The 24,875-nt window shown below is 65.2% G+C and carries 26 protein-coding genes; 21 read left to right on the top strand and 5 right to left on the bottom strand.

The window, feature by feature from the left end; translation table 11 throughout:
* Positions 1–7 precede the first annotated feature (7 nt).
* The 10 genes from cmk to cysM all read left to right on the top strand — a co-directional run bounded on the left by cmk (position 8) and on the right by cysM (position 9,628).
* Positions 8–694 carry a (d)CMP kinase gene (gene cmk / locus ACVK00_RS18305; protein ID WP_228907118.1) on the top strand — a complete coding sequence of 229 codons (687 nt, stop codon included), beginning with the start codon at positions 8–10 and terminating at the stop codon, positions 692–694.
* A 141-nt stretch (positions 695–835) separates the two neighbouring features.
* Entirely contained in the window at positions 836–2,548 is a 1,713-nt protein-coding gene (rpsA, locus tag ACVK00_RS18300; RefSeq protein WP_166722803.1) for a 30S ribosomal protein S1, read from the top strand.
* A gap of 22 nt (positions 2,549–2,570) precedes the next feature.
* Complete coding sequence (locus tag ACVK00_RS18295) at positions 2,571–2,894, top strand: integration host factor subunit beta (protein WP_006750752.1); 324 nt, start codon at positions 2,571–2,573, stop codon at positions 2,892–2,894.
* A gap of 210 nt (positions 2,895–3,104) precedes the next feature.
* On the top strand, positions 3,105–3,398 hold the full coding sequence (locus tag ACVK00_RS18290; protein WP_006756794.1) for a lipopolysaccharide assembly protein LapA domain-containing protein: 294 nt from the start codon (positions 3,105–3,107) through the stop codon (positions 3,396–3,398).
* 53 nt (positions 3,399–3,451) lie between these two features.
* Positions 3,452–4,624, top strand: coding sequence for a lipopolysaccharide assembly protein LapB (gene lapB, locus ACVK00_RS18285; protein ID WP_166722804.1), 1,173 nt, complete (start codon positions 3,452–3,454; stop codon positions 4,622–4,624).
* A 90-nt stretch (positions 4,625–4,714) separates the two neighbouring features.
* Positions 4,715–6,115, top strand: coding sequence for a UDP-glucose dehydrogenase family protein (locus tag ACVK00_RS18280; protein WP_284888942.1), 1,401 nt, complete (start codon positions 4,715–4,717; stop codon positions 6,113–6,115).
* A 7-nt stretch (positions 6,116–6,122) separates the two neighbouring features.
* On the top strand, positions 6,123–7,073 hold the full coding sequence (rfaE1, locus tag ACVK00_RS18275) for a D-glycero-beta-D-manno-heptose-7-phosphate kinase (protein WP_166722806.1): 951 nt from the start codon (positions 6,123–6,125) through the stop codon (positions 7,071–7,073).
* A gap of 55 nt (positions 7,074–7,128) precedes the next feature.
* On the top strand, positions 7,129–8,121 hold the full coding sequence (rfaD, locus tag ACVK00_RS18270; RefSeq protein ID WP_166722807.1) for an ADP-glyceromanno-heptose 6-epimerase: 993 nt from the start codon (positions 7,129–7,131) through the stop codon (positions 8,119–8,121).
* Between the two features lie 73 nt (positions 8,122–8,194).
* Complete coding sequence (locus ACVK00_RS18265; RefSeq protein WP_228907121.1) at positions 8,195–8,539, top strand: ComEA family DNA-binding protein; 345 nt, start codon at positions 8,195–8,197, stop codon at positions 8,537–8,539.
* Between the two features lie 186 nt (positions 8,540–8,725).
* Complete coding sequence (gene cysM, locus ACVK00_RS18260) at positions 8,726–9,628, top strand: cysteine synthase CysM (RefSeq protein WP_228907122.1); 903 nt, start codon at positions 8,726–8,728, stop codon at positions 9,626–9,628.
* Positions 9,629–9,705: 77 nt separating this feature from the next.
* Here cysM and mltB read toward each other — a convergent pair whose 3' ends face one another.
* Positions 9,706–11,055, bottom strand: a complete 1,350-nt coding sequence (gene mltB, locus ACVK00_RS18255; RefSeq protein ID WP_228907123.1) for a lytic murein transglycosylase B — start codon at positions 11,053–11,055, stop codon at positions 9,706–9,708.
* A 43-nt stretch (positions 11,056–11,098) separates the two neighbouring features.
* Between mltB and ACVK00_RS18250 the strand changes: the two genes are divergently transcribed.
* The gene (locus ACVK00_RS18250) at positions 11,099–12,022 is read left to right on the top strand and encodes a histone deacetylase family protein (RefSeq protein WP_284888943.1); all 924 of its coding nucleotides are present in this window, start codon (positions 11,099–11,101) and stop codon (positions 12,020–12,022) included.
* A gap of 34 nt (positions 12,023–12,056) precedes the next feature.
* Here the strand turns inward: ACVK00_RS18250 and ACVK00_RS18245 are convergent, their stop codons facing one another.
* Positions 12,057–12,977, bottom strand: a complete 921-nt coding sequence (locus ACVK00_RS18245; protein ID WP_284888944.1) for an alpha/beta hydrolase — start codon at positions 12,975–12,977, stop codon at positions 12,057–12,059.
* Positions 12,978–13,193: 216 nt separating this feature from the next.
* On the opposite strand from ACVK00_RS18245, the gene ACVK00_RS18240 reads away from it, so the two are divergent.
* From ACVK00_RS18240 to ACVK00_RS18220, 5 genes are all read left to right on the top strand, one after another.
* Positions 13,194–14,228, top strand: a complete 1,035-nt coding sequence (locus tag ACVK00_RS18240) for a methionine ABC transporter ATP-binding protein (protein ID WP_006750741.1) — start codon at positions 13,194–13,196, stop codon at positions 14,226–14,228.
* Positions 14,218–14,871, top strand: a complete 654-nt coding sequence (locus ACVK00_RS18235; protein ID WP_011656289.1) for a methionine ABC transporter permease — start codon at positions 14,218–14,220, stop codon at positions 14,869–14,871. Before ACVK00_RS18240 ends, ACVK00_RS18235 begins: the two co-directional genes overlap by 11 nt.
* 28 nt (positions 14,872–14,899) lie before the next feature.
* Positions 14,900–15,694 (top strand): MetQ/NlpA family ABC transporter substrate-binding protein, encoded by a 795-nt coding sequence (locus ACVK00_RS18230; protein ID WP_284888945.1) that lies wholly within the window; start codon positions 14,900–14,902, stop codon positions 15,692–15,694.
* Between the two features lie 229 nt (positions 15,695–15,923).
* Complete coding sequence (locus tag ACVK00_RS18225) at positions 15,924–16,673, top strand: electron transfer flavoprotein subunit beta/FixA family protein (protein ID WP_354122939.1); 750 nt, start codon at positions 15,924–15,926, stop codon at positions 16,671–16,673.
* 16 nt (positions 16,674–16,689) lie between these two features.
* Positions 16,690–17,625, top strand: coding sequence for an electron transfer flavoprotein subunit alpha/FixB family protein (locus ACVK00_RS18220; RefSeq protein ID WP_166722814.1), 936 nt, complete (start codon positions 16,690–16,692; stop codon positions 17,623–17,625).
* 312 nt (positions 17,626–17,937) lie between these two features.
* On the opposite strand, the gene ACVK00_RS18215 is transcribed toward ACVK00_RS18220, so the two are convergent.
* A complete protein-coding gene (locus tag ACVK00_RS18215; protein WP_284900596.1) occupies positions 17,938–19,224 on the bottom strand; it encodes a D-amino acid dehydrogenase in 1,287 nt (428 codons plus the stop codon).
* Positions 19,225–19,369: 145 nt separating this feature from the next.
* Here ACVK00_RS18215 and ACVK00_RS18210 point away from each other — a divergent pair, with 145 nt between their 5' ends.
* Complete coding sequence (locus ACVK00_RS18210) at positions 19,370–19,858, top strand: Lrp/AsnC ligand binding domain-containing protein (RefSeq protein ID WP_006753168.1); 489 nt, start codon at positions 19,370–19,372, stop codon at positions 19,856–19,858.
* 103 nt (positions 19,859–19,961) lie between these two features.
* The gene (locus tag ACVK00_RS18205) at positions 19,962–21,140 is read left to right on the top strand and encodes a PA0069 family radical SAM protein (protein ID WP_228907129.1); all 1,179 of its coding nucleotides are present in this window, start codon (positions 19,962–19,964) and stop codon (positions 21,138–21,140) included.
* Between the two features lie 17 nt (positions 21,141–21,157).
* Here ACVK00_RS18205 and ACVK00_RS18200 read toward each other — a convergent pair whose 3' ends face one another.
* Together ACVK00_RS18200 and ACVK00_RS18195 are read right to left on the bottom strand one after the other, a co-directional pair.
* Positions 21,158–21,625 carry an NINE protein gene (locus tag ACVK00_RS18200; protein ID WP_228907130.1) on the bottom strand — a complete coding sequence of 156 codons (468 nt, stop codon included), beginning with the start codon at positions 21,623–21,625 and terminating at the stop codon, positions 21,158–21,160.
* Positions 21,626–21,734: 109 nt separating this feature from the next.
* Positions 21,735–22,874 carry a PQQ-dependent sugar dehydrogenase gene (locus ACVK00_RS18195; RefSeq protein ID WP_354122940.1) on the bottom strand — a complete coding sequence of 380 codons (1,140 nt, stop codon included), beginning with the start codon at positions 22,872–22,874 and terminating at the stop codon, positions 21,735–21,737.
* 153 nt (positions 22,875–23,027) lie between these two features.
* On the opposite strand from ACVK00_RS18195, the gene rpsP reads away from it, so the two are divergent.
* From rpsP to trmD, 3 genes are read left to right on the top strand one after another with little or no spacing between them, the layout of a single operon-like run.
* Positions 23,028–23,282, top strand: a complete 255-nt coding sequence (gene rpsP, locus ACVK00_RS18190) for a 30S ribosomal protein S16 (protein WP_006476550.1) — start codon at positions 23,028–23,030, stop codon at positions 23,280–23,282.
* Positions 23,283–23,324: 42 nt separating this feature from the next.
* Positions 23,325–24,002, top strand: coding sequence for a ribosome maturation factor RimM (rimM, locus tag ACVK00_RS18185; protein ID WP_228907132.1), 678 nt, complete (start codon positions 23,325–23,327; stop codon positions 24,000–24,002).
* Entirely contained in the window at positions 24,002–24,796 is a 795-nt protein-coding gene (gene trmD / locus ACVK00_RS18180; RefSeq protein ID WP_006761287.1) for a tRNA (guanosine(37)-N1)-methyltransferase TrmD, read from the top strand. Before rimM ends, trmD begins: the two co-directional genes overlap by 1 nt.
* The last annotated feature ends 79 nt before the right edge of the window (positions 24,797–24,875 follow it).

Below are 24,875 nucleotides of genomic sequence, written 5' to 3'. Positions count from 1 at the left end.
TCACCCGATGAAATCGACCCGACCCTTTCACCCGACCCCCGTCATCACGATCGACGGCCCGACTGCTTCCGGCAAGGGGACCGTCGCGGCGCTCGTCGCCGCGCATCTCGGCTTCCACCTGCTCGACAGCGGCGCGCTGTACCGTCTCGCGGCGCTCGCGAGCGTGCGCTACGGCATCGCGGCGGAGGACATCGATGCGCTCGTGAAGCTGATCGACGATCTTCACATCACGTTCCGCGAGGGCTGCGCGCAGCTCGACGGCGTCGACGTGTCGAACGATATCCGCGCCGAAGCGGTCGGCAACCGCGCGTCGGCGATTGCCGTGCACGGGCCGGTGCGTTCCGCGCTCGTCGCGCGCCAGCGCGCGTTCCGCAAGACGCCGGGCCTCGTCGCCGACGGGCGCGACATGGGCACCGTGATCTTCCCGGACGCCGTGCTGAAGGTGTTCCTGACGGCCAGCGCCGAGGCACGCGCGACCAGACGGCATAAGCAATTGATGCAAAAAGGTTTTTCTGCTAATATAGATGACTTGCTCCGGGATCTTCGTGAACGTGACGCGCGCGACAGCAATCGCGCAGCGGCGCCACTGAAGCCTGCGGCAGATGCCAAGCTGCTCGATACGTCGGCGCTTTCGGTCGATGAAGCTGTCGACCAGGTGCTGCAGTGGTACCGGGCGCTCGGCCAGCCCGCCTGAGAAGGCGGGTGGATGTAGGTGCTTCGCGCTTGAGCGCGAAGCGTGTTTCGAACCCTTAACCCCGTGTGGAATTCGATCTGGCCCTTTCAGCCTGCCATTTCGGCCGGCGTGGCACAGCGATCCATGCACAATCAGATTTTTATGTCCGACCTGCAAACCTCCACCCCGAATACCGAATCCTTTGCGGCTCTGTTCGAAGAGTCGCTGACCCGCCAAGACATGCGCGCCGGCGAAGTGATTTCCGCCGAAGTCGTGCGCGTCGACCACAACTTCGTGGTCGTCAATGCAGGCCTGAAGTCCGAGGCTTACATTCCGATCGAGGAATTCCTGAACGATCAGGGCGAGGTTGAGGTGCAGTCGGGCGATTTCGTGTCCGTCGCGATCGACGCACTCGAAAACGGCTACGGCGACACGATCCTGTCGCGCGACAAGGCGAAGCGCCTTGCATCGTGGCTGTCGCTGGAAAAGGCCCTCGACAACAACGAACTCGTCACCGGCACGATCACCGGCAAGGTGAAGGGCGGCATGACCGTGATGGTCAACGGCATCCGCGCGTTCCTGCCGGGTTCGCTGGTCGACACGCGTCCGGTCAAGGACACGACCCCGTACGAAGGCAAGACGCTCGAGTTCCGCGTGATCAAGCTCGATCGCAAGCGTAACAACGTCGTGCTGTCGCGTCGTGCAGTGATCGAAGCAACCCAGGGCGAAGAGCGCGCGAAGCTGCTCGAGACGCTGAAGGAAGGCGCGATCGTCAACGGCGTGGTCAAGAACATCACCGACTACGGCGCGTTCGTCGACCTCGGCGGCATCGACGGCCTGCTGCACATCACCGACATCGCATGGCGTCGTGTGCGTCACCCGAGCGAAGTCCTGTCGGTTGGCCAGGAAGTCACCGCGAAGATCCTCAAGTTCGACCAAGAGAAGAACCGCGTCTCGCTGGGCATCAAGCAACTGGGCGACGATCCGTGGGAAGGCATCTCGCGCCGTTACCCGTCGGGCACGCGCCTGTTCGGCAAGGTCACGAACATCACCGACTACGGCGCATTCGTCGAAGTGGAATCGGGCATCGAAGGCCTCGTCCACGTGTCGGAAATGGACTGGACCAACAAGAACGTTGCGCCGTCGAAGGTTGTCCAGCTGGGCGACGAAGTCGAAGTCATGGTCCTCGAGATCGACGAAGACCGTCGTCGTATCAGCCTCGGCATGAAGCAGTGCAAGCCGAATCCGTGGGATGACTTCAGCCGCAACTTCAAGAAGGGCGACAAGATCACGGGCGCAATCAAGTCGATCACCGACTTCGGCGTGTTCATCGGTCTGCCGGGCGGCATCGACGGCCTGGTCCACCTGTCGGACCTGTCGTGGAGCGAAACCGGCGAGGAAGCCGTTCGCAAGTACAAGAAGGGCGACGAAGTCGAAGCAATCGTGCTCGGTATCGACGTCGAGAAGGAGCGTATTTCGCTCGGCATCAAGCAGCTCGAAGGCGACCCGTTCAGCAACTACGTTGCAATGAACGACAAGGGCTCGATCGTCGACGGCGTGGTGAAGACGGTCGATGCGAAGGGCGCGGTCATCTCGCTGACGGGCGACATCGAAGGCTACCTGCGCGCATCGGAAATTGCGCAGGATCGCGTCGAAGACGCACGCAACGTGCTGAAGGAAGGCGACAAGGTCAACGCGATGGTGATCAACATCGATCGCAAGTCGCGTGGCATCAACCTGTCGATCAAGGCGAAGGATTCGGCTGAACAACAGGAAGCGATCCGCGGCCTGCAGTCCGACTCGAGCGCTGCTGCGACCGGTACGACCAACCTCGGCGCGCTGCTGAAGGCGAAGCTCGACGGCCAGAACCAGTAAGCCTCACGAGGTCTGCTGAAGTATGACCAAATCCGAGTTGGTCGCGCAGCTGGCACTGCGATTTCCGCAACTTGTCCTCAAGGATGCGGATTTCGCGGTGAAAACGATGCTCGATGCGATGTCCGACGCCCTGTCGAAAGGGCATCGCATCGAAATTCGGGGTTTCGGCAGCTTCGGCCTCAACCGTCGCCCGGCGCGCGTCGGACGCAACCCGAAGTCGGGGGAGAAAGTGCAGGTGCCCGAGAAGTTCGTGCCTCACTTCAAGCCCGGCAAGGAATTGCGCGAACGCGTCGACGGCCGCGCCGGCGAGCCGCTGAAAGCTGATGATCCGGACGACGAGCGTTGAGCGTCGTTCGGTTTGCCCGGAATCTGTCCGGCGAAGGCTGAAGAAAAAAGCGCCCCTAGCGGGCGCTTTTTTCGTTTTCGGCGGCCGCGTGGCAATGCGCATCCACAGGATGTGCGGTGACGCGGAAACGCTTCCTTTACAATACGGGTCGATTCGGCGTCGCGAAGGGGAGTCGCGCGTCACGGCAAACCTCAACAAAGAGAGGGCTACATGAAGTTTATCGTCTGGCTGATCCGGGTATTGGTGTTCGTGCTGCTGCTGGTGCTCGCACTGGCCAATACGCAAACCGCGACGCTGAATTTCCTTGCCGGCTACGCATGGCAAGCGCCGCTGATCCTGATCGGCCTCGCGTTCTTCGTCGTGGGTCTGCTGGCCGGTCTGCTATCCGCGCTGCCGGCGATCTTCCGTCTGCGCCTCGAGAACGGGCGCCTGAAGCGCGACCTGCGCGCCGCGCGCGAAACCCCGGTCGTCGTCGATCAGCCGCCGATGCCGCCCGTCATTTAATACGGACGCCGCGCGAATCTCGCGCGGTTTTCGTCTCTGCTTCGATATTTCGCATGGATCTGGATTTCTGGTGGTTGCTCGCAATTCCGGTGGCGTTTGCGCTCGGCTGGGCGGCGTCACGCTATGACCTGAAGAACCTCCTGTCGGAGAGCGCCAACCTGCCGCGATCGTATTTCCGCGGCCTGAACTTTCTGTTGAACGAACAACCGGACAAGGCGATCGACGCGTTCATCGAGGTCGCGAAGCTCGACCCCGAGACGGTCGAACTGCACTTCGCGCTCGGCAACCTGTTTCGCCGCCGCGGTGAAACGGACCGTGCGATCCGCGTGCACCAGAATCTGCTGAGTCGCACGGACCTGCCGGTGAACGAGCGCGATCACGCGCTGTATGAACTCGGCCAGGACTTTCTGAAAGCCGGCCTGCTCGATCGTGCCGAAGAGGCCTTCCACCGGCTCGCCGACGGCGACTACGCGCTGGGAGCGCAGCGGGCGCTGCTGACGATCTACGAGATCGAGAAGGACTGGAACAAGTCGATCGATACCGCGAAGCGGATCGAGTCGATGAGCGACAAGCCGCTCGGCATCGAAATCGCGCAGTTCCACTGCGAACTCGCGCAGGACGCACTGCAACGCAAGAACGCCGCGGCGGCGGCCGAACAGCTGAAGCTCGCGCTTGCCGCGAACCCGCAGAACGTGCGCGCGACGATACTGTCCGGCGATGCCGCTTCGGCGGCGGCCGATCACGCGGCCGCGATCGAGCACTGGAAGCGCGTCGAAGCGCAGAATCCGGCTTATCTGCCGCTGGTCGCCGACAAGCTGATGAAGGCCTATGTCGCGCTCGGCAAGCCGGTCGAGGGTGCCGAGCTGCTGATGGGCTATGTCGAGCGTTATCCATCGAACGACCTGCTCGAAATCGCGTATCAGCACATCGCCGGGTTGCGCGGCCAGGAGGCCGCGCATACGCTCGCACGCACGCAGATGGAGAAGTCGCCGAACCTGTCCGGCATGCTGCACCTGCTCGACGCGCAGATCGCGGCCGCCGACGAGCCGCGCCGTAAGGAACTTGAAATGATGCGCGCGCTGATCAAGCAGCGCACCAAAAATCTGCCACGCTATACGTGCCAGAATTGCGGTTTCCGGGCACGGCTCTTCTACTGGCAGTGCCCCGGATGCAGCGGCTGGGAAACCTATGCGCCGCGCCGCGTCGAACCTGCGATGCCGGGCTGATCCCGGCGTGCGGCGCCGACGCGCTGCGGTTGCCGCCGGGTCCGGCCCGGCGGCCAAGTTAGTCAATTACCGGGACGTACCGGAACATCTATGAAAATCACCATCATCGGCACCGGCTATGTCGGTCTTGTCACGGGCTCCTGTCTCGCCGAGATCGGCCACGATGTCTTTTGCCTGGATGTCGATCAGCGCAAGATCGACATCCTGAACAACGGCGGGATGCCGATTCACGAACCGGGCTTGCTGGACATCATTGCGCGCAACCGCGCGGCAGGACGTCTGCGCTTCTCGACGGACATCGCGGCGAGCGTCGCGCATGGCGAGATCCAGTTCATCGCGGTCGGCACGCCGCCCGACGAGGACGGGTCGGCCGACCTGCAATACGTGCTCGAGGCCGCGCGCAACATCGGCCGTCACATGACGAGTTTCAAGGTGATCGTCGACAAGTCGACGGTGCCGGTCGGCACCGCGCAGCGCGTGTGTGCCGTGGTCGACGAGGCGCTCGGCGCTCGCGGGCTCGCGGGCAGCGTCGCGCACCGGTTCTCGGTCGTATCGAATCCGGAATTCCTGAAGGAAGGCGCGGCAGTCGAGGACTTCATGCGCCCGGACCGAATCATCATCGGCGTCGACGACGACGAGACGGGCACGGTGGCGCGCGAGAAGATGAAGAAGCTGTATGCGCCGTTCAACCGCAACCACGAGCGTACGATCTACATGGACGTGCGTTCGGCGGAATTCGCCAAGTATGCGGCGAATGCGATGCTCGCGACGCGCATCTCGTTCATGAACGAGATGTCGAATCTCGCCGACAAGGTCGGCGCCGACATCGAAGCCGTACGCCGCGGGATCGGCTCCGATCCGCGCATCGGCTATCACTTCCTGTACGCGGGCGTCGGTTACGGCGGCTCGTGCTTCCCGAAGGACGTGCAGGCGCTGATCCGCACCGCGGGCGAAAACGGTCAGCCGCTGCGCATCCTGGAGGCTGTCGAAGCCGCCAACTCCGCGCAGAAGGATGTGCTGATCGGCAAGATCGAACAGCGCTTCGGCGCGGACCTGACTGGCCGCGAATTCGCGGTCTGGGGCCTCGCGTTCAAGCCGAATACGGACGACATGCGCGAGGCGCCGAGCCGCCGGCTGATCGCCGCGCTGCTCGAGCGTGGCGCGACCGTGCGCGCGTACGATCCGGTCGCGATCGAGGAAGCGCGCCGTGTGTTCGCGCTCGATTTTGGCGAGGCTTCCGGCGCGCTTGCGCGCCTCCATTTCGTCGATACCCAGGACGCGGCCGTGACCGCCGCGGATGCGCTCGTGATCGTCACCGAGTGGAAGGAATTCAGGAGCCCGGATTTCACGCGCCTGAAGGCCGAACTGAAGGCGCCGGTGATCTTCGACGGGCGCAACCTGTACGAGCCGGACGCGATGGCCGAACTCGGCATCGACTACCATGCGATCGGGCGTCCGCATGTCGCGCCCCAGTCCCTCTCCCGTGGATGAACGCACGATGACTACCCTTCGAGAAGTGGTGCCGGTACCGCGTGCGCAGCTCGCGGGTTCGCGCGTGCTCGTCGTCGGGGACGTGATGCTCGACCGCTACTGGTTCGGCAACGTCGACCGCATTTCGCCGGAAGCGCCGGTTCCCGTCGTGCATGTGCAGCGTCAGGAGGAGCGCCTCGGCGGCGCGGCCAACGTCGCGCGCAACGCCGTGACGCTTGGCGGTCAGGCCGGGTTGCTGTGCGTGGTCGGCTGCGACGAACCGGGCGAGCGGATTGTCGAGTTGCTCGACAGCAGCGGCGTGACGCCTCATCTCGAGCGTGATGCGTCGCTGCCGACGACGATCAAGCTGCGCGTGCTCGCGCGTCAGCAGCAATTGTTGCGGGTCGACTTCGAGGCGGTGCCGACGCACGAGGTGCTGCTCGCCGGGCTCGCACGTTTCGATGCACTGCTGCCGCAGCACGACGTCGTGCTGATGTCGGATTACGCGAAAGGCGGCCTGACGCACGTGACGACGATGATCGAAAAGGCCCGCGCGGCCGGCAAGCCGGTGCTCGTCGATCCGAAGGGCGGTGACTGGGCGCGCTATCGCGGCGCATCGCTGATCACGCCGAACCGCGCCGAATTGCGCGAAGTCGTCGGTCAGTGGCAATCGGAAGACGACTTGCGCGAGCGTGTCGCCAGGCTGCGTGCAGATCTCGATCTCGACGCGCTGCTGCTCACGCGTTCGGAAGAGGGGATGACGCTTTTTTCCGCAGCGGGCGAACTGCATGCCCCGGCGCTTGCGCGCGAGGTGTATGACGTGTCCGGCGCGGGCGATACCGTGATCGCGACGGTCGCGACGATGCTCGGTGCTGGCGTGCCGCTCGTCGATGCCGTCGTGCTCGCGAACCGTGCGGCAGGCATCGTGGTCGGCAAGCTCGGTACGGCCACGGTAGACTACGACGAACTGTTTCACTGAGCGCATTCGGCGGCGCGCCGCACGGATGTCTCGTAATTTTTCAGGCAGAACGATCATGACCATCATCGTCACCGGCGCAGCCGGTTTTATCGGCGCGAACATCGTCAAGGCGCTCAACGAGCGCGGCGAGTCGCGCATCATCGCGGTCGACAATCTGACGCGCGCGGACAAGTTCCGCAACCTCGTCGATTGCGAGATCGACGACTATCTCGACAAGACGGAATTCGTCGAACGCTTCACGCGCGGCGATTTCGGCAAGGTACGCGCGGTGTTCCACGAAGGCGCCTGTTCGGACACGATGGAAACCGACGGCCGCTACATGATGGACAACAACTTCCGCTACAGCCGCGCGGTGCTCGATGCGTGCCTCGCGCAGGGCGCGCAGTTCCTGTACGCGTCGTCGGCCGCGACCTACGGCGGCTCGACACGGTTCGTCGAGGAGCGCGAGGTCGAGGCGCCGCTGAACGTCTACGGCTATTCGAAGTTCCTGTTCGACCAGGTGATCCGCCGCGTGCTGCCGAGCGCGAAGAGCCAGATCGCCGGGTTCCGCTACTTCAACGTGTACGGCCCGCGCGAGACGCACAAGGGCCGCATGGCATCGGTCGCGTTCCACAACTTCAACCAGTTCCGCGCGGAAGGCAAGGTCAAGCTGTTCGGCGAATACAACGGTTATGCGCCGGGCGAGCAGACGCGCGACTTCGTGTCGGTCGAGGACGTCGCGAAAGTGAATCTGTTCTTCTTCGATCATCCGGAGAAGTCGGGCATCTTCAACCTCGGCACCGGCCGTGCGCAACCGTTCAACGACGTCGCATCGACGGTCGTGAACACGTTGCGCGCGCTCGACAACCTGCCGCCGCTGACGCTCGCGCAGCAGGTCGAGCAAGGGCTGATCGAATACGTGGCGTTCCCCGACGCGCTGCGCGGCAAGTACCAGTGCTTCACGCAGGCCGACCAGACGAAACTGCGTGGTGCCGGCTACGATGCGCCGTTCCTGACGGTGCAGGAAGGTGTCGACCGCTACGTGCGTTGGCTGTCCGGCCAGGTTTAAACGCACGCGCTGCATCGCTAGACTGGGTCTCACGGTCGGCAGCCGCCGATCGTTTTCATCGGAGATCCAGCACATGATCAAAAAATGGTTTGCCGCGGCCGCGATGCTCGGTGCGATCGCGTCGGCATGGGCGGCCGTCGACGTCAACACCGCGAACGAAGATGCACTCGTCGGCATCAAGGGCATCGGGCCCGCGCGGGCAAAGGCGATTCTCGACGAGCGCGGCGCACGCGGTCCGTTCAGGAATGCAGAAGATCTCGCGTCGCGCGTGAAGGGCATGGGCGGGCATACGGTCGAGCGCCTTCAGCAGGAAGGGTTGACGATCGGTGCGGCCGGTTCGGTTGCGACGGCACCGGCCGCGGGCAAGCCCGCTGCGGCGAGACCTGCCGCGGCGCCTGCCCGCACTGCGCAGAAGTAACGCACACGAGACGAAAGGCTCCTTCAGTCGCCGTCGTTGCGACGGCTTCCCGCGGCATGCCGCGGGTTTTTTGCGTCATGCCGCGTGCGGCAGACCTATTCCATCGTCGCAAAGGGGTTGCCGGCGCGAGCCTCCGCGCTGGTTTACAATCAATTGATTGATCGGCCTCGCACTCACGGTATCTCCATGGCTTACAAAACTATCGAAGACACGATCGGCAACACGCCGCTCGTGCAATTGGTCCGCCTGCCGGACGACGAGATTCGCGCACGCAACAACGTGGTGCTCGCAAAGCTGGAAGGCAACAATCCGGCTGGTTCCGTGAAGGATCGTCCGGCGCTGTCGATGATCAGCAAGGCCGAGGCGCGCGGTCGCATCAAGCCGGGCGATACGCTGATCGAGGCGACGAGCGGCAACACGGGCATCGCGCTCGCGATGGCCGCGGCGATCCGTGGCTACAAGATGGTGCTGGTCATGCCGGAGGACCTGTCGGTCGAGCGTCGCCAGAGCATGGCCGCTTACGGCGCCGAAATCATCCTGACGCCGGTAAAGGGCGGGATGGAACTGGCGCGCGACCTCGCGGAGCAGATGCAGCGCGAAGGCAAGGGCGTGATCCTCGATCAGTTCGGGAACCCCGACAATCCGGTCGCGCACTACGAAGGAACGGGTCCGGAGATCTGGCGCGACACTGAAGGGCGCATCACGCACTTCGTGTCGGCGATGGGCACGACGGGCACGATCATGGGCACGTCGCGCTATCTGAAGGAACAGAATCCGGCGATCGAGATCGTCGGCGCGCAGCCGGAAGACGGGTCGCGCATTCCGGGCATTCGCAAATGGCCGGAAGCCTACATGCCGACGATCTTCGATCGCAGCCGCGTCGATCGCGTCGAGAGCGTGAGCCAGGCCGCGTCGGAAACGATGGCGCGCCGGCTCGCGGCCGTCGAAGGCATCTTTGCCGGTATTTCGTCGGGCGGCGCATGCGAAGTCGCGATGCGCATCGCCCGCCAGGTCGAGAACGCGACGATCGTGTTCATCGTCTGCGACCGCGGCGACCGCTATCTGTCGACCGGTGTGTTTCCTGCCTGAGCCCGATCGGCATCCGCAGGGGCAAGCGATAAAAAAAACGCCGCATAAGCGGCGTTTTTGCTTTGCGCGGGCCGTGCTTACTGCGCCGGCGTCTCCGTATCCGCGGCAGGCAGCGGCAGCGCGCCGTTCGCTTCCATCTGCGCCTTCACGGCTTCGCCGAGCTGGTACACGGTGAGCGCATAGAAGAAGCTGCGGTTGTAGCGCGTCAGCACGTAGAAATTCTTCAGGCCGAGCATGTATTCGGTCGCGCGTCCCGGCGACGGCAGGTCGACCACGGTGACCGGCGTGCCGGCTTCGGTGGTGATGTTGACCATCGGCTCGTTGAGGGTCATGCCGGCGCGCAGCAGTTGCGACAGCGCCCAGTGCGGCTCGGGCTGACCGTCCGCGGCTGCCTGTGCGATGCCGAGGCTGCCCGTGTCGGGCGTGATGCGCCAGACCACCGGGCGGTCGGTCTCCCAGCCATGCTGCTTCAGGTAGTTCGCGACGCTGCCGATCGCATCGGCAGGACTGCTGCGCAGATCGACGTGGCCGCCGCCGTCGTAGTCGACCGCGTACTCGCGGATGCTGCTCGGCAGAAACTGCGGGATGCCGATCGCGCCCGTGTACGAGCCGAGCACGGTGGTCGGGTCGAGCTGGTTGTCGCGGGTCCAGACCAGGAAGTCCTCGAGGTTCTTGCGGAACGTTGCCTGGCGGCTGTCGCGATTCGGCGTGTCCGGATAGTCGAACGTGAGCGTCGTCAGCGCATCGAGCACGCGGAAGTTGCCCATGTAGCGGCCGTAGATCGTTTCGACACCGATGATGCCGACGATCACTTCGGGCGGCACGCCGAATTCCTGGGACGCGCGCTGCAGCGTCGCCTGGTTCGCCTTCCAGAATTTCACGCCCGCGTTGATGCGGATCGGTTCGATGAAGCGCGAACGATAGACGCTCCAGTTCTTCACCGAAGGCGTCGGCGCCGGCTTCACGAGCTTGACGGCGGTGGCCGAATAGCTGATGCGCGAGAACAGCGCATGCAGGCTCGCGGAATCGAAGCCGTTGCGGCTCGCCATCTCGTCGATGAACGCATCGACCTTCGCGTTGTTCGCGTAACGCTGCGGAACGATTTCCTCTTCGAAGGTCTGACCTTGCGGCGCCGGCTGCTGCGGTTGCGCCTGCGCGACGCGCGTGCCGGAGGACTTCGCAGGCTGCGTCTGCGCGACGGCGGGCGCGGCGGCCAGCGTAGCGGCGACGGCAGCGGCCGCGAGCGGAACGCGAACGCGCAACAGTGCGGAGAGAAGGGCGGCGGGCTTGCTGGAATTCATGTCGAAGCGGGCGGACAGGGCGATGGGGTTCGGCGCAGTATACCCGACGCATCCTGCGTGCCGGGGCGAAGCAGCGCACCGTTGTGGTAAGTTAGCGGCGAATTCGCGGCAGACGATGAACATCATTGATGGAGACTCGTGGCGCACCTTGCGTCGCGGATGACAGCTTATGGCAACCGCCTTCTATACGCACCCCGATTGCATGCTGCACGAGATGGGGGAATGGCATCCGGAATGCCCGGCCCGACTGTCGGCGATCCAGGATCAGCTGATCGCGAGCCGCATCGACGACCTGATCGTGCACGAAACCGCCCCGTTCGCGAGCGAGGTGGCGCTGGGCCGCGTGCATACGCAGGCCCATATCGATTACATCCGCAGCATGACGCCCGTCGACGGCTACGTCGAGATCGATCCCGACACGCTGATGAACCGCGACACGTGGCGCGCCGCGCTGCGTGCTGCCGGCGCCGCGATCGCGGCGACCGACGCGGTGATCGAAGGTCGCTACGCGAATGCGTTCTGCAGCGTTCGGCCGCCCGGCCATCACGCGGAACCCGCGCGTGCGATGGGCTTCTGCTTCTTCAACAACGTGGCAATCGCCGCGCGGCATGCGCTCGACGTCCACGGTCTCGAGCGCGTCGCGATCATCGATTTCGACGTGCACCACGGCAACGGCACCGAAGCCGCGTTCGCGAACGACGAGCGCGTGCTGATGTGCAGCTTCTTCCAGCATCCGTTGTACCCGTTCTCGGGCGCCGATCATCAGGCGCCGAACATGGTCAACCTGCCGATGCCAGCACGCAGCAACGGGATGGCGATCCGCGAAGCGGTCGACATGTTCTGGCTGCCGCGTCTCGACGCGTTCAAGCCGCAGATGCTGTTCGTGTCGGCCGGTTTCGATGCGCATCGCGAGGACGACATCGGCAACCTCGGTCTCGTCGAGGCTGATTTCGAATGGCTGACCGCGCAGGTCGTCGACGTCGCGCGCCGGCATGCGCAGGGCCGCATCGTGAGCTGTCTCGAGGGCGGCTACAACCTGTCCGCGCTCGGCCGCAGCGTCGTCGCGCACCTGCGCGTGCTGGCCGGCATTTGACCGGCAGGCGGCGCGGCAGCGCGGCAGCGCGCGTTCAGCGCGCCGGCACGCGCGCGTGAATCCACGCGATCAGCGCATCGATCACGCGATCGCGCTCGAGATCGTTCATCGTCTCGTGGAACCCGCCTTCGTATAGCGTCAGCGTGCGATCCGGCGAGCCGACGTGGGTGCCGAATGCGCGGCTCCCGTCGGGCTCGGTCAGCTTGTCCTCGGTGCCGTGATAGACGAGCACCGGCACGCGCAGTGCACCGCGGCCGCGCTCGATGCGCGCCATCGCGTCGAGGATTTCGGCACCCGTGCGCGCTGGCACCGCGCCATGGTGAACAAGCGGATCGGCACGATTGGTCGCGACGACGGCCGGATCGCGCGACAGCAGCGCCGCATCGATCCGGATTGCGGGGAAGGTCGGCCATGCACGGCTGATGAAGCGGCTCATCGCGAGCATCCAGCGCGGCACGTCGCGCCCCGGCGCGAGCGCCGGGCTCGACAGCACGAGACCGGCCAGCGCGTGGCCGCGGGCGGGCACGCGTTCGATCGCATACAGCGCCGCGACGGCGCTGCCCATGCTGTGCCCCATCAGGAAGAGCGGCGTATCGCCGCAGGCGGCTTCGGCAACGAGCGCATCCGCATCGTTCAGGTAACCGTCGAAACGCTCGACCCACGCGCGTTTGCCGGGCGACTGGCCGTGCCCGCGCAGATCGATCGCCAGCACGTCGATGCCGGCCGCGTTCAGTCTGGCCGCCAGCGCCGCGTAACGACCCGCATGCTCGGCGAGGCCGTGCACCAGCGCGAGCGTCGCGCGCGGCGGCACCGTGCCGTCGCCGGCCGGCCAGCGGTACGACGCCAGTTCGAGTCCGTCCGCAGTGCGCAGCCGGCCCATGCGCGGAGCGGGCGGCGACGCCGGCTCCGGTGCTGCGGTGACGGGTGCGGCGGCCGGCGTGGTGGTGGCGGTCATCTGGCGGGTCCCCTGTTCGTTGGCATCGGTGTTCCGGATCATAGTCGCCGCATTCCCGAGGCGGCCAGCAGCGCCCCTCTAATTTCGTCTGGTTATGAAAAGATCGAAATCGATTATTAAGGGGAATGAGGCGTTTGCGGTAAAATCGCCGGCTATTCCAGATGCATCGGCGGCCGACTGGCGGGCCTCGCCAGCCGGCCGCCGTTTTTTGTTTACATGATCGAACTACGCAATCTGTCTCAGCGTTTCCCCGGGCCGACCGGCTGGGTCGACGCGTTGCACAACGTCAATCTGACGATCCCGCAGGGCGAGGTATTCGGCATCATCGGCCGAAGCGGCGCCGGCAAGAGCACGCTCGTGCGCACCATCAATCTGCTTACGCGGCCGACCGAAGGCAACGTCGTCGTCGGCGGGCGCGATCTCACGCTGCTGCCGGCGGGCGCGCTGCGCGAAGCGCGCCGCGAAATCGGCATGATCTTCCAGCACTTCAACCTGCTGTCGTCACGCACGGTGTTCGACAACGTCGCGCTGCCGCTCGAGCTGGCCGGTGCAAGCCGCGCCGACATCGAGGCGGCCGTGCTGCCGCTGCTCGACCTCGTCGGGCTGTCCGCGCAGAAGGACCGCTATCCGGCCCAGATCAGCGGCGGCCAGAAGCAGCGCGTCGGCATCGCCCGCGCGCTCGCGAGCAAGCCGAAGGTGCTGCTGTCGGACGAAGCGACGTCGGCGCTCGACCCCGAGACCACGCGCTCGATCCTCGATCTGCTGAAGCGCATCAACCGCGAACTCGGCCTGACGATCGTGCTGATCACCCACCAGATGGAAGTGATCAAGCAGGTGTGCGATCGCGTGGCGGTGCTCGACGCGGGCCGCGTGGTCGAAGAAGGCCGCGTAATCGACGTGTTCCTGCAGCCGCATCACGAAGTGACGCGCGCGCTGATCGGCGACGTGATCGCGCAGGAGCTGCCGCCGGCGCTGAAGGCACGGGTGGCCGAGCGGCTAAAGACGGGTAGCGGGCATTTGCTGCGGCTTGCATTCACCGGCTCGGGTGTCGACCAGCCGATCCTGTCGGAGACGATCCGCCGGTACGAACTTGATTTCAACATCCTGCACGGCCAGATCGACGAGATCCAGGGTCAGGCGTTCGGGTCGCTCGCGGTGCTCGCGGGCGGCGAACCGGGCAAGGTCGGGCAAGCGCTCGCGTTCCTGCGCGAGCAAGGTGTGGTGGTAGAGGAGCTTTCGTATGTTGAGTGAGATGTTCGATATGTTCGTGCAGTCGTTCTGGGAGACGCTGATCATGGTCGGCATCTCGGGAGCGGTCGGCGCACTCGTCGGGCTGCCGCTCGGCGTGCTGCTGTACCTGACCGACCGCCAGGGCGTGCTGCAGAATCTCGGCCTGAATCGCGTGCTCGGCGGCATCGTGAACGCGGTGCGCTCGACGCCGTTCATCATCCTGCTGGTCGCGGTCATTCCGCTCACGCGGCTGGTCACGGGGTCGTCGATCGGCACGGCCGCGGCGGTCGTGCCGCTGACGCTCGCGGCCGCGCCGTTCGTCGCGCGGCTGGTCGAGACCGCGCTGCGCGAAGTCGACCGCGGGCTGATCGAGGCCGCGCAGTCGATGGGCGCGACGACGTCGCAGATCGTGTTCAAGGTGCTGCTGCCCGAATCGCTGCCGGGCATCGTCGCGGGCCTGACGATCACGTTCGTGTCGCTCGTCGGCTATTCGGCGATGGCCGGTGCGATCGGCGGCGGCGGGCTCGGCGATCTGGGGATCCGCTACGGTTACCAGCGCTATCTGCCGGAAGTGATGTGGACGGTCGTCGCGATCCTGATCGTGTTCGTGCAGATCGTGCAATCGTTCGGCGACTGGCTCGTGCGCCGGCTGAGCCACAAGTAAAAACGACATCCAACCATTGGGGGAGACGATGCAACGACGTTTCATGCTGAAGTTCGCGGCCGCACTCGGCGCGGCCGCGCTGTTCGCGAGCGCACATGCGCAGGCCGAAACCATCAAGGTGGGCGTGACGGGCGGCCCGCACGCGCAGATCATCGACGTGGTGAAGAAGGTCGCGGCCAAGAGCGGCCTCGACATCCGCGTCGTCGAATTCTCCGATTACGTGCAGCCGAACGCGGCGCTCGCGTCGGGCGATCTCGACGCGAACAGCTACCAGCACGATCCGTATCTGCAGGCGCAGGTGAAGGATCGCGGCTACAAGCTGATCAAGGTCGCCGAGACTGTCACGTTCCCGATGGGCATCTATTCGAAGCGCGTGAAGTCACTGGCCGAGCTCAAGCCCGGCGCGCGCATCGCGGTGCCGAACGATCCGACCAACGGCGGCCGCGCGCTGCTGTTGCTGCAGAAGCAGGGGCTCCTGAAGCTGCGCGCGGACGCTGGCCTCAAGGCGACGCCGCTCGACATCGTCGACAATCCGCGCAAGCTGAAGATCGTCGAGCTCGATGCGGCGCAGATTCCGCGCTCGCTCGGCGACGTCGACGCGGCCGCGATCAACACCAACTACGCGATGGAAGCGGGGTTGAAACCGAAGCAGGACGCGATCGCGATCGAGGGCCCGAACGGCCCGTACGCGAACGTTCTCGCGATTCGCGAGGCCGACCGGAGCAAGCCGTGGGTCGCGAAGCTGGTCGCCGCCTACCATTCGGCGGAAGTGAAGCAGTTCATCGAACAGAAGTTCGGCGGGGCGGTTATCGCCGCCTGGTAACACGATGTATAGGGCGCGCCCGGCGACGATTAGAGGCGATGATCGAAAACCCGGGCTTTGCGTCCGGGTTTTTTCTCTTTTAAAATAGAACGACCGTTCGCTATTGCCGGCGCGCCGAAGAGGAGCGCTATCCTCGATAGCCGCGATGGATGGGTCCGCTGGGCCGCGCAGTCATGAGGCCTCGCTATAGAATGGCCTCTGGTCGTATTCGTAACTTTGGAGCGTGTGCATGAAAATCCTGGTGCCAGTGAAAAGAGTGGTCGATTACAACGTGAAGGTCCGCGTGAAGTCGGACAACACGGGCGTCGACATCGCGAACGTGAAGATGTCGATGAACCCGTTCGACGAAATCGCGGTGGAAGAAGCGGTGCGCCTGAAGGAATCGGGCGTCGCGACCGAAGTGATCGCGGTGTCGGTCGGTGTCACGCAAGCGCAGGAAACGCTGCGCACGGCGCTGGCGATTGGCGCGGATCGCGCGATCCTCGTCGAGTCGAATGACAGCGTCGAGCCGCTGGCCGTCGCGAAGATCCTGAAGGCGCTGGTCGACAAGGAGCAGCCGCAACTGGTGATCCTCGGCAAGCAGGCAATCGACGACGATTCGAACCAGACGGGCCAGATGCTGGCCGCACTGGCCGGCCTGCCGCAAGCGACGTTCGCGTCGAAGGTGACGATCGCCGACGGCAAGGCAACCGTTGCACGTGAAGTCGACGGCGGCGCGGAAACGCTGTCGCTTCAACTGCCGGCGGTCGTGACCACCGACCTGCGCCTGAACGAGCCGCGCTACGTGACGCTGCCGAACATCATGAAGGCGAAGAAGAAGCCGCTGGAAACCGTGAAGCCGGAAGACTTGGGCGTGGACGTCGCGCCGCGTCTGAAGACGCTGAAGGTGGTCGAGCCGCCGAAGCGCGCGGCCGGCGTGAAGGTGCCGGACGTGAAGACGCTGGTCGAGAAGCTGAAGACCGAAGCCAAGGTGCTGTAAGAGGGAGCGGAAAGAAATGACGATTCTGGTGATTGCAGAACACGACAACGCGTCGATCAAGGCCGCGACGTTGAACACGGTGGCGGCGGCAGCGAAGATTGGCGGCGACATTCACGTGCTGGTCGCGGGCCACAACGCACAGGCGGCTGCAGACGCAGCGGCGAAGATTGCAGGCGTCAGCAAGGTGCTGCTGGCCGACGCGCCGCAGCTCGAAGCGGGTCTGGCGGAAAACGTCGAAGCGACCGCGCTGAACATCGCGAAGGATTACTCGCACATCCTCGCGCCGGCCACGGCCTACGGCAAGAACATCGCGCCGCGCATCGCCGCGAAGCTGGACGTCGCACAGATCTCGGACATCACGGCGGTCGATTCGGCCGACACGTTCGAGCGCCCGATCTACGCAGGCAATGCGATCGCGACGGTGCAGTCGAGCGACCCGATCAAGGTGATCACGGTGCGTGCGACGGGTTTTGATCCGGTTGCGGCCGAAGGTGGCAGCGCATCGGTCGAGAAGATCGAAGCGGCAGCCGACGCAGGCAAGTCGCAGTTCGTGAGCCGTGAAGTGACGAAGCTGGACCGTCCGGAACTCACCAGCGCGAAGATCATCGTGTCGGGCGGCCGCGGTCTGGGCAGCGGCGAGAACTATACGAAGGTGCTGGAGCCGCTGGCGGACAAGCTGTCGGCGGCACTGGGGGCATCGCGCGCCGCAGTCGACGCCGGCTTCGTGCCGAACGACTACCAGGTCGGCCAGACCGGCAAGATCGTCGCACCGCAGCTGTACATCGCGGTCGGCATCTCGGGCGCAATTCAGCACTTGGCCGGCATGAAGGATTCGAAGGTGATCGTCGCGATCAACAAGGATCCGGAAGCGCCGATCTTCAGCGTGGCCGATTACGGCCTCGTCGGCGATCTGTTCGCGCTCGTGCCGGAGCTCGTGAGCGAGCTCGGCTGACGCGGCAGGCCGCTTCGGCGGTAAGCACGCAGCAAGACAAGGGGCGCGATGAGCGCCCCTTTTTTGTGGCATGCAGACGAGGGTTTCTGCGATACGCAGAGCCGCGATTGCGCAGCGCTGTGCGGAGCGTGCTCTCGTGCAGGCAAGTGGGCCCGCAGCGTGCATCGTCGGCGCGAAGGGCAACGAACTTGCGCGCGCTGACGCAAGCCCCGTTGCGCGCCGGCAACGCGTTCGCTGCAACGAAAAAGGCGCCCCAAGGGGCGCCTTTTCCATCGCTGCCGACCGTCCTGCGTCGCCGCAGGCCGTTCCGACTTATGCGTATGCCGGGCGCGTCTGGCCGGCCACGTCCTTCAGGTAGCGATGCACCGACAGGTCGTCGGCCTGAATCGCCGGCTTCTTGCCCGAGATCAGGTCGGCGAGCAACTGGCCCGACCCGCACGACATCGTCCAGCCGAGCGTGCCGTGGCCGGTGTTCAGGAACAGGTTCGAGACCGGCGTGCGGCCGACGATCGGCGTGCCGTCCGGCGTCATCGGGCGCAGGCCCGTCCAGAACGTTGCCTTCGACGTATCGCCGCCGCCAGGGAACAGGTCGTTCACGCACATTTCGAGCGTTTCGCGGCGCGCGGCGCGCAGGTTCTTGTCGAAGCCGACGATCTCGGCCATGCCGCCGACGCGAATGCGTTGGTCGAAACGCGTGATGGCGATCTTGTAGGTCTCGTCGAGCACCGTCGATACGGGGGCGGCCGTCTCGTTGACGATCGGCGCGGTGATCGAATAGCCCTTCAGCGGATAGACCGGGATCTTCATCAGGTTCGAGATGAAGCTGGTCGAGTACGAGCCGAGCGCGACGACATACGCATCCGCGCGCACCGTCTCGCTGCCGCACTGCACGCCGGCGATCCTGCCGCCCGCGATCGCGAGGGCGTCGATCGGCGTGTTGTAGCGGAACTTCACGCCGAGCGATTCCGCGAGCGCCACGAGGCGCGTCGTGAACAGCTGGCAGTCTCCCGTTTCGTCGCCCGGCAGGCGCAGGCCGCCCGTCAGCTTGTGCGACACGGCGGCGAGCGCCGGTTCGGCGTTCTTCAACTCGGCCGGCGACAGCAGTTCGAACGGCACGTTTGCTTCCTGCAGCACCGCGATGTCCTTCGCCGCGCCGTCGAGTTGCTGTTGCGTGCGGAACAGTTGCAGCGTGCCGCCCGTGCGCCCTTCGTACTGGATGCCGGTATCGGCGCGCAGCGCCTGCAGGCAATCGCGACTGTATTCGGCGAGGCGGACCATGCGGCCCTTGTTGACTGCATAGCGGTCGGCCGTGCAGTTGCGCAGCATCTGCCACATCCACTGGAGCTGGAAGCGCGTGCCGTCGAGGCGGATCGCGAGCGGCGCGTGCTTCTCGAACATCCACTTGACGGCCTTCAGCGGCACGCCGGGCGCGGCCCACGGAGCCGCATAGCCGGGCGAGATCTGGCCAGCGTTCGCGAAGCTCGTCTCGAGCGCCGGGCCGGCCTCGCGGTCGATCACCGTGACTTCATGACCGGCGCGCGCGAGGTAATACGCGCTTGCCACGCCCACCACACCGCTGCCCAGAATGACGACTCGCATAGCTGCTCCAGATGGAAGGGATCAGGTCGAGGCCGGGCGCACCTGCGTCTCCGTGTAACCTCTAGCTGATCTAGTTTTTTGAGCTATGGTATTGTCGAATGTATAGGTTTTGTTATCGTATTTTTCAGGTTTTCAGAATAAATAAATGAGAACGCAACGCCAGCCAGTACGCTCGCTCGACAAGCTCGACCGCCGCATCCTCAAACTGCTGCAGGACGACGGCCGGATGGCGATGAAGGACCTCGCGGAACAGGTCGGGCTGACCGTGACGCCGTGTATCGAACGCGTGCGGCGCATGGAGCGCGACGGCGTCATCACCGGCTATCACGCACGCGTCGATCCGGGCCAGCTCGGCGCCGCGTTGCTGGTGTTCGTCGAGATCACGCTCGGCCACAAGGGCGGCAACATGTTCGAGCAGTTCCGTCGCGAAGTGATGAAGATCGACGAGGTGCTCGAATGCCATCTCGTGTCCGGCGACTTCGACTACCTGATCAAGGCGCGGATCGGTGAAATGGCCGACTATCGCAAGCTGCTCGGCGACATCCTGCTGCAACTGCCCGGCGCGGTGCAGTCGAAGAGCTATGTCGTGATGGAGGAAATCAAGGAAACGCTGACGATTTCGGTCGGTCAATGACCGCTGCAGCGGCCGGTTGCCGGCCCCGCTGTCGGACCCCTTATCTCGCCCTTGGCATGCTGCACCCAATACTGTATAAATATACAGTATTGGGTGCAGGCGAATGGGTGAGCGCATGGACGGCCGGTCCGACAACGAATTTCCGATAGCGCCGCCGGCGCCCCGCAAGGGGCGCGGTGCGGTCGACAACCTCCAGGGGCGGTACGAAACGGCGCTGCGCGAAGCGGTCGACGACGGCTGGGCGCACGAATCGGACGACGCCGATCTGCCCGCGCCGCTGCGCACCCAGGTGTTCGAGGAGCGCGCGAAGAGCATCCTGACGCACAACCAGTCGCCGGACATTCCGTTCAGCGTGTCGCTCAATCCGTATCGCGGCTGCGAGCACGGGTGCATCTACTGCTTTGCACGGCCGACCCACAGCTATCTCGGCCTGTCGCCGGGGCTCGACTTCGAGAGTCGCATCTATGCGAAGGTCAATGCGGCCGAACTGCTCGAGCGCGAGATTTCGCGCAAGCGTTACGTGCCGGAGCCGATCGCGCTCGGCGTCAACACCGACGCATACCAGCCGGTCGAGCGCGACCTGCGCATCACGCGCGGCGTGATCCAGGTGATGCACGATCGCGGGTTGCCGTTCGCCGCGATCACGAAATCGTCGCTGATCGAGCGCGATCTCGACCTGCTTGCCCCGATGGCCGAGCGCGGGCAGGTGATGGCGGCGGTCACGATCACGACGCTCGACGCCGATCTCGCGCGCACGCTCGAGCCGCGTGCGGCGACGCCGGCGCGCCGGCTGCGTACGATCCGCGCATTACGCGACGCGGGTGTGCCGGTGGGTGTCAGCATTGCACCGGTGATCCCGTTCGTCACAGAGCCGGACATGGAGCGCGTGCTGGAAGCCTGCGCGGAAGCAGGCGCGACGCATGCGAGCTACATCGTCCTGCGGCTGCCGTGGGAGGTCGCGCCGCTGTTCAGGAACTGGCTCACCGCGCATTTCCCCGATCGCGCGGAGCGCGTGATGAACCGCGTGCGCGACATGCGCGGCGGGAAGGACTACGACTCGGATTTCTCGAAACGAATGAAGGGCGAGGGGATCTGGGCCGACCTGTTGCGGCAGCGTTTCCGTCAGGCCGTCAAGCGGCTCGGGTTGAACGAGCGCACGAACGGCATTCTGGATCTGTCGCAGTTTCGCGGCGCGCCGGCCGCCGCGGTGGCCACTCGGCGCACCGTGGTGGGCGCAACCGGCGCGAAGTCGCGTGACGACATGCAGTTGAGCCTGTTCTGACCGGTGCGCGTCGGCGCTTACTGCGAAATCTGCTTCGCCGCTTCGACTTGCGATTCGAAATACGTCTGGAACGACAGCGCGAGCGCGGTCATCAGCAGGAACGCGCCGATCAGCAGCGAGAAGATCACGATGAAGATCACCGTCCAGCCCGACCGGCTGTGCTTGCCCGTATCGGCATTGAATTGCGCGTCCCATTTCTCGTCGGGGCGCAGGCCGTAGACGAGCGCGGCGAGGAACGCGGCCAGCAGCGAGATCGCACCCGGCACGGCGAGCCACCAGCCGAGGCTGGCGCTGCGCTGGGTCGCGGCGAGCAGCATGAAACCCGGAATCCCGACGATCGTCGCGAGCAGGTGCGCCCAGCCGTACACGTCGCGCAGGCCATACAGGTAGAAGCGATGCGCACCGAGCGAACCGAGCAGGAACGCGAGGGCGGCGGTAAGCGTCTTGGAGCGGAAGCGGCGGGACGGTGCGGTGCTGCTGGACATGGCTGGCGGCGGATTATCGTTGGCGTGGCGGCCGGCAGGCCGGCGCGGGGCGCTTGGCCCGGCACGCATTCTACGATGCGCGGTCGGGCCCGGTCACCCCTCGCCTGCGTCAAGGTGCCGCATAGGTGACGCGGTAGATGGCGCCGGCATAGTCGTCGCTGACGAGCAGCGAGCCGTCCGGCAGCGGCAGCACGTCGGCCGGGCGTCCCCACACGGTGCCGTCCGCGCGCAACCAGCCGGTGACGAACGGTGTCTGGCGCGCGTGGCTGCCGTCGGCCGACACGACCGCGCGCATCACGCGATAGCCGACCTTCGTGCTGCGGTTCCACGAACCGTGCTCGGCAATGAAGACGTTGTTGCGATACGACGCCGGGAACATCGGTCCCGTATAGAAACGCATGCCGAGTGCCGCGACGTGCGCGCCGAGTTTCAGCACGGGCGGCACATGGCGGCGGCACACGTCGACGCTCCCGAATTCGGGGTCGGGCGTGTCGCCGCCATGACAGTATGGAAAGCCGAAGTCGAGGCCCGCGCGCGGCGCGCGGTTGAGCTTGTCGTCGGGTACGTCGTCGCCCATCAGGTCGCGCCCGTTGTCGGTGAACCACAGCTCGCCCGAATCGGGGTGCCATGCGAAGCCGACGGTATTGCGCACGCCGCGGGCAAATACCTCGCGGCCGCTGCCGTCGGCGTTCATGCGTGCGATGATCGCGTAGCGGCTGCGATCGGCCAGGCACACGTTGCACGGCGCGCCGGTCGGCACGTAGAGCTTGCCGTCGGGGCCGAACGCGATGAATTTCCAGCCGTGATGATGATCGGTCGGCAGCGCGTCCGTCACGACCGCCGGCGCGGGCGGCCTGGCGAGCCGGTCGTCGATGTGGTCGAGACGCAGGATGCGCGACACGGCGGAGATATAGAGCGCACCGTCGCGATACGCGACACCGACGGGCATGTCGAGCCCCGATGCGATCACGTAGCGGGCAGTGATCCGGCCCTCCTGCACCACGAAGGCATGCACGCGGCCTTCCCGCGAGCCGACATACAGGATCCCGCGCGGCGACCACGCCATTTCGCGGGCGGTCGGCACGGCGTCGGTCAGTACATCGACGTGAAAGCCGGGCGGCACGACGAGTTCGCCCACCGGCGGGGCGCCGCAAGCCGCAGTGGCTGCGAGGCAGATGACGAAGCCGGTCAGCAGGCCCGTGAGGCGATGCTGCGCGCGGCACACCGGGGCGACGCGAAATGGCGACATGGCGGCGGGGAGCGTCGTGAACACGACGATTGTATGCCCGGCGAATACGGCGTCCGCGGAATTTTTGCGCGTAAGTGTTTGTTGTGGCTTTGGTTTCCGGCTATAATCGCACGTTTCAGTAGTTTCGAACCCGGTTTCCCCGAAGGATTTCATATGGTTATCATCCGTCTGGCTCGCGGCGGCTCGAAGAAGCGCCCGTTCTACAACATCGTTGCTACCGATTCGCGCAACCGTCGTGACGGCCGCTTCATCGAACGCGTCGGCTTCTACAACCCGGTCGCCACGAAGGGCGAATCGCTGCGTATCGCTCAAGATCGCCTGACGTACTGGCAAGGTGTTGGCGCGCAACTGTCGCCGACCGTCCAGCGTCTCGTGAAGGAAGCGCAAAAGGCGCAACCGGCCGCCTAACATGGCGCGGTGTGCCGGTCGTGCCGGCTGCAAGGAGCATTGATGTCCGGTCACGATTCCGGTAACGCAAAGCGCGGGCGAGCGTCGTTTGGCGCATTCGTCCGCAAGCCGGTCGAGCGCGACGTTGTCGCGAGCGCCGGTGAGGCTGCCGAGCAGGGCAGTCTCGAAGCGGTGCAAGCCTGGCCCGACGATGCTGTCGAGGTCGGGGCAGTGGTCGACGCCTATGGCCTGAAAGGCTGGATCAAGGTTGCGACGCATGCCGACGCCGGTCGCGGTGGCGATGCGCTGCTCGACGCGCGCCGCTGGTGGCTGGAACGGGGTGGGGAGCGGTTGTCCGCTCGCATCCTGCAGTCGAAAACGCACGGCGACACAGTCGTCGCGCATGCCGCGGGTGTCAGCGACCGCGATGCCGCATTGGCTTTGCGCGGCTTTCGCGTGTTCGTGCGCCGGGAAGATTTCCCGGCATTGGCCGCGGACGAATTCTATTGGGTCGACCTGATCGGTCTCGAGGTCGTCAACGAGCAATCGGTGGCGCTTGGGACAGTGAGCGGGATGATCGACAACGGCGTGCATTCGATCATGCGCGTCGAGTATCCGGCAGTCGGCAAGGATGGTCAGCCGACCACCGACGAACGATTGATTCCGTTCGTCGGCGTATTCGTCAAGACGGTGGATCAGGCGGCACGTCGCATCGTCGTCGACTGGGAAGCCGATTACTAATGAACCAGGTTACGGAGAGCGCGGTGCAGTTCGACGTCGTCACGCTCTTTCCCGAAATGTTCCGCGCGCTGACCGACTGGGGGATTACCAGCCGGGCCGTGAAGCAGGAGCGCTTCGGGTTGCGCACCTGGAACCCGCGTGATTTCACGACGGACAACTACCGCACGGTCGACGATCGTCCGTACGGTGGCGGTCCGGGCATGGTGATGCTGGCCAAGCCGCTCGAGGCCGCGATCGGCGCTGCGAAGGCAGCGCAGGCGGAGCAGGGCGTCGCGAGCACGCGTGTGGTGATGATGTCGCCACAAGGTGCGCCGTTCACGCACGAACGTGCGGTGCGGATGGCGCAGGAGCCTGGTGTCATCGTGCTGTGCGGCCGCTACGAGGCGATCGATCAGCGTCTGCTCGACCGTTGTGTAGACGAGGAAATCAGCCTCGGCGATTTCGTTCTGTCCGGTGGCGAACTGCCGGCGATGGCGATGATGGATGCCGTCGTGCGCCTGCTGCCCGGCGTGCTGAACGATGCGCAGTCAGCCGTGCAGGACAGCTTCGTCGACGGGCTGCTCGATTGTCCGCATTACACGCGCCCCGAGGAATACGAGGGAATGCGCGTGCCGGACGTGCTGCTCGGCGGGCATCATGCCGAGATCGAGCGGTGGCGCCGCCAGGAAGCATTGAAGAATACGTTGCGGAAGCGGCCGGATCTGATCGTCCGGGCGCGCCGCGAGAAGTTGTTGAGCCGGGCCGACGAGGCTTGGCTTGCGAACCTCGCACGCGAAGCGAAGAACGCCTCCTGAGGCGGCGTCGCGGGCGGGAAATGGCGGTGCCGTGCATGCGTGCGCGGCGCCTGATGTGAATCCATCCTCTGTCGGGGCC

Source organism: Burkholderia sp. PvR073, assembly GCF_054055695.1.
The sequence above is the reverse complement of the archived record's forward strand: the minus strand, read 5'-3'. Positions and strand labels throughout refer to the sequence as shown.

What these genes read in the sequence shown, in the direction of transcription:
- ACVK00_RS18280 (WP_284888942.1), top strand. Translation starts at nt 4,715, where the DNA reads ATGAAAATCACCATCATCGGCACCGGCTATGTCGGTCTTGTCACGGGC.
- rfaD (WP_166722807.1), top strand. Translation starts at nt 7,129, where the DNA reads ATGACCATCATCGTCACCGGCGCAGCCGGTTTTATCGGCGCGAACATC.
- ACVK00_RS18205 (WP_228907129.1), top strand. Translation starts at nt 19,962, where the DNA reads ATGGGTGAGCGCATGGACGGCCGGTCCGACAACGAATTTCCGATAGCG.
- cysM (WP_228907122.1), top strand. Translation starts at nt 8,726, where the DNA reads ATGGCTTACAAAACTATCGAAGACACGATCGGCAACACGCCGCTCGTG.
- trmD (WP_006761287.1), top strand. Translation starts at nt 24,002, where the DNA reads ATGAACCAGGTTACGGAGAGCGCGGTGCAGTTCGACGTCGTCACGCTC.
- ACVK00_RS18230 (WP_284888945.1), top strand. Translation starts at nt 14,900, where the DNA reads ATGCAACGACGTTTCATGCTGAAGTTCGCGGCCGCACTCGGCGCGGCC.
- ACVK00_RS18210 (WP_006753168.1), top strand. Translation starts at nt 19,370, where the DNA reads ATGAGAACGCAACGCCAGCCAGTACGCTCGCTCGACAAGCTCGACCGC.
- cmk (WP_228907118.1), top strand. Translation starts at nt 8, where the DNA reads ATGAAATCGACCCGACCCTTTCACCCGACCCCCGTCATCACGATCGAC.
- ACVK00_RS18250 (WP_284888943.1), top strand. Translation starts at nt 11,099, where the DNA reads ATGGCAACCGCCTTCTATACGCACCCCGATTGCATGCTGCACGAGATG.
- ACVK00_RS18215 (WP_284900596.1), bottom strand. Translation starts at nt 19,224, where the DNA reads ATGCGAGTCGTCATTCTGGGCAGCGGTGTGGTGGGCGTGGCAAGCGCG.
- ACVK00_RS18240 (WP_006750741.1), top strand. Translation starts at nt 13,194, where the DNA reads ATGATCGAACTACGCAATCTGTCTCAGCGTTTCCCCGGGCCGACCGGC.
- ACVK00_RS18225 (WP_354122939.1), top strand. Translation starts at nt 15,924, where the DNA reads ATGAAAATCCTGGTGCCAGTGAAAAGAGTGGTCGATTACAACGTGAAG.
- ACVK00_RS18245 (WP_284888944.1), bottom strand. Translation starts at nt 12,977, where the DNA reads ATGACCGCCACCACCACGCCGGCCGCCGCACCCGTCACCGCAGCACCG.
- ACVK00_RS18295 (WP_006750752.1), top strand. Translation starts at nt 2,571, where the DNA reads ATGACCAAATCCGAGTTGGTCGCGCAGCTGGCACTGCGATTTCCGCAA.
- ACVK00_RS18200 (WP_228907130.1), bottom strand. Translation starts at nt 21,625, where the DNA reads ATGTCCAGCAGCACCGCACCGTCCCGCCGCTTCCGCTCCAAGACGCTT.
- ACVK00_RS18220 (WP_166722814.1), top strand. Translation starts at nt 16,690, where the DNA reads ATGACGATTCTGGTGATTGCAGAACACGACAACGCGTCGATCAAGGCC.
- rfaE1 (WP_166722806.1), top strand. Translation starts at nt 6,123, where the DNA reads ATGACTACCCTTCGAGAAGTGGTGCCGGTACCGCGTGCGCAGCTCGCG.
- rimM (WP_228907132.1), top strand. Translation starts at nt 23,325, where the DNA reads ATGTCCGGTCACGATTCCGGTAACGCAAAGCGCGGGCGAGCGTCGTTT.
- mltB (WP_228907123.1), bottom strand. Translation starts at nt 11,055, where the DNA reads ATGATGTTCATCGTCTGCCGCGAATTCGCCGCTAACTTACCACAACGG.
- ACVK00_RS18195 (WP_354122940.1), bottom strand. Translation starts at nt 22,874, where the DNA reads ATGTCGCCATTTCGCGTCGCCCCGGTGTGCCGCGCGCAGCATCGCCTC.
- rpsP (WP_006476550.1), top strand. Translation starts at nt 23,028, where the DNA reads ATGGTTATCATCCGTCTGGCTCGCGGCGGCTCGAAGAAGCGCCCGTTC.
- ACVK00_RS18290 (WP_006756794.1), top strand. Translation starts at nt 3,105, where the DNA reads ATGAAGTTTATCGTCTGGCTGATCCGGGTATTGGTGTTCGTGCTGCTG.
- rpsA (WP_166722803.1), top strand. Translation starts at nt 836, where the DNA reads ATGTCCGACCTGCAAACCTCCACCCCGAATACCGAATCCTTTGCGGCT.
- lapB (WP_166722804.1), top strand. Translation starts at nt 3,452, where the DNA reads ATGGATCTGGATTTCTGGTGGTTGCTCGCAATTCCGGTGGCGTTTGCG.
- ACVK00_RS18235 (WP_011656289.1), top strand. Translation starts at nt 14,218, where the DNA reads ATGTTGAGTGAGATGTTCGATATGTTCGTGCAGTCGTTCTGGGAGACG.
- ACVK00_RS18265 (WP_228907121.1), top strand. Translation starts at nt 8,195, where the DNA reads ATGATCAAAAAATGGTTTGCCGCGGCCGCGATGCTCGGTGCGATCGCG.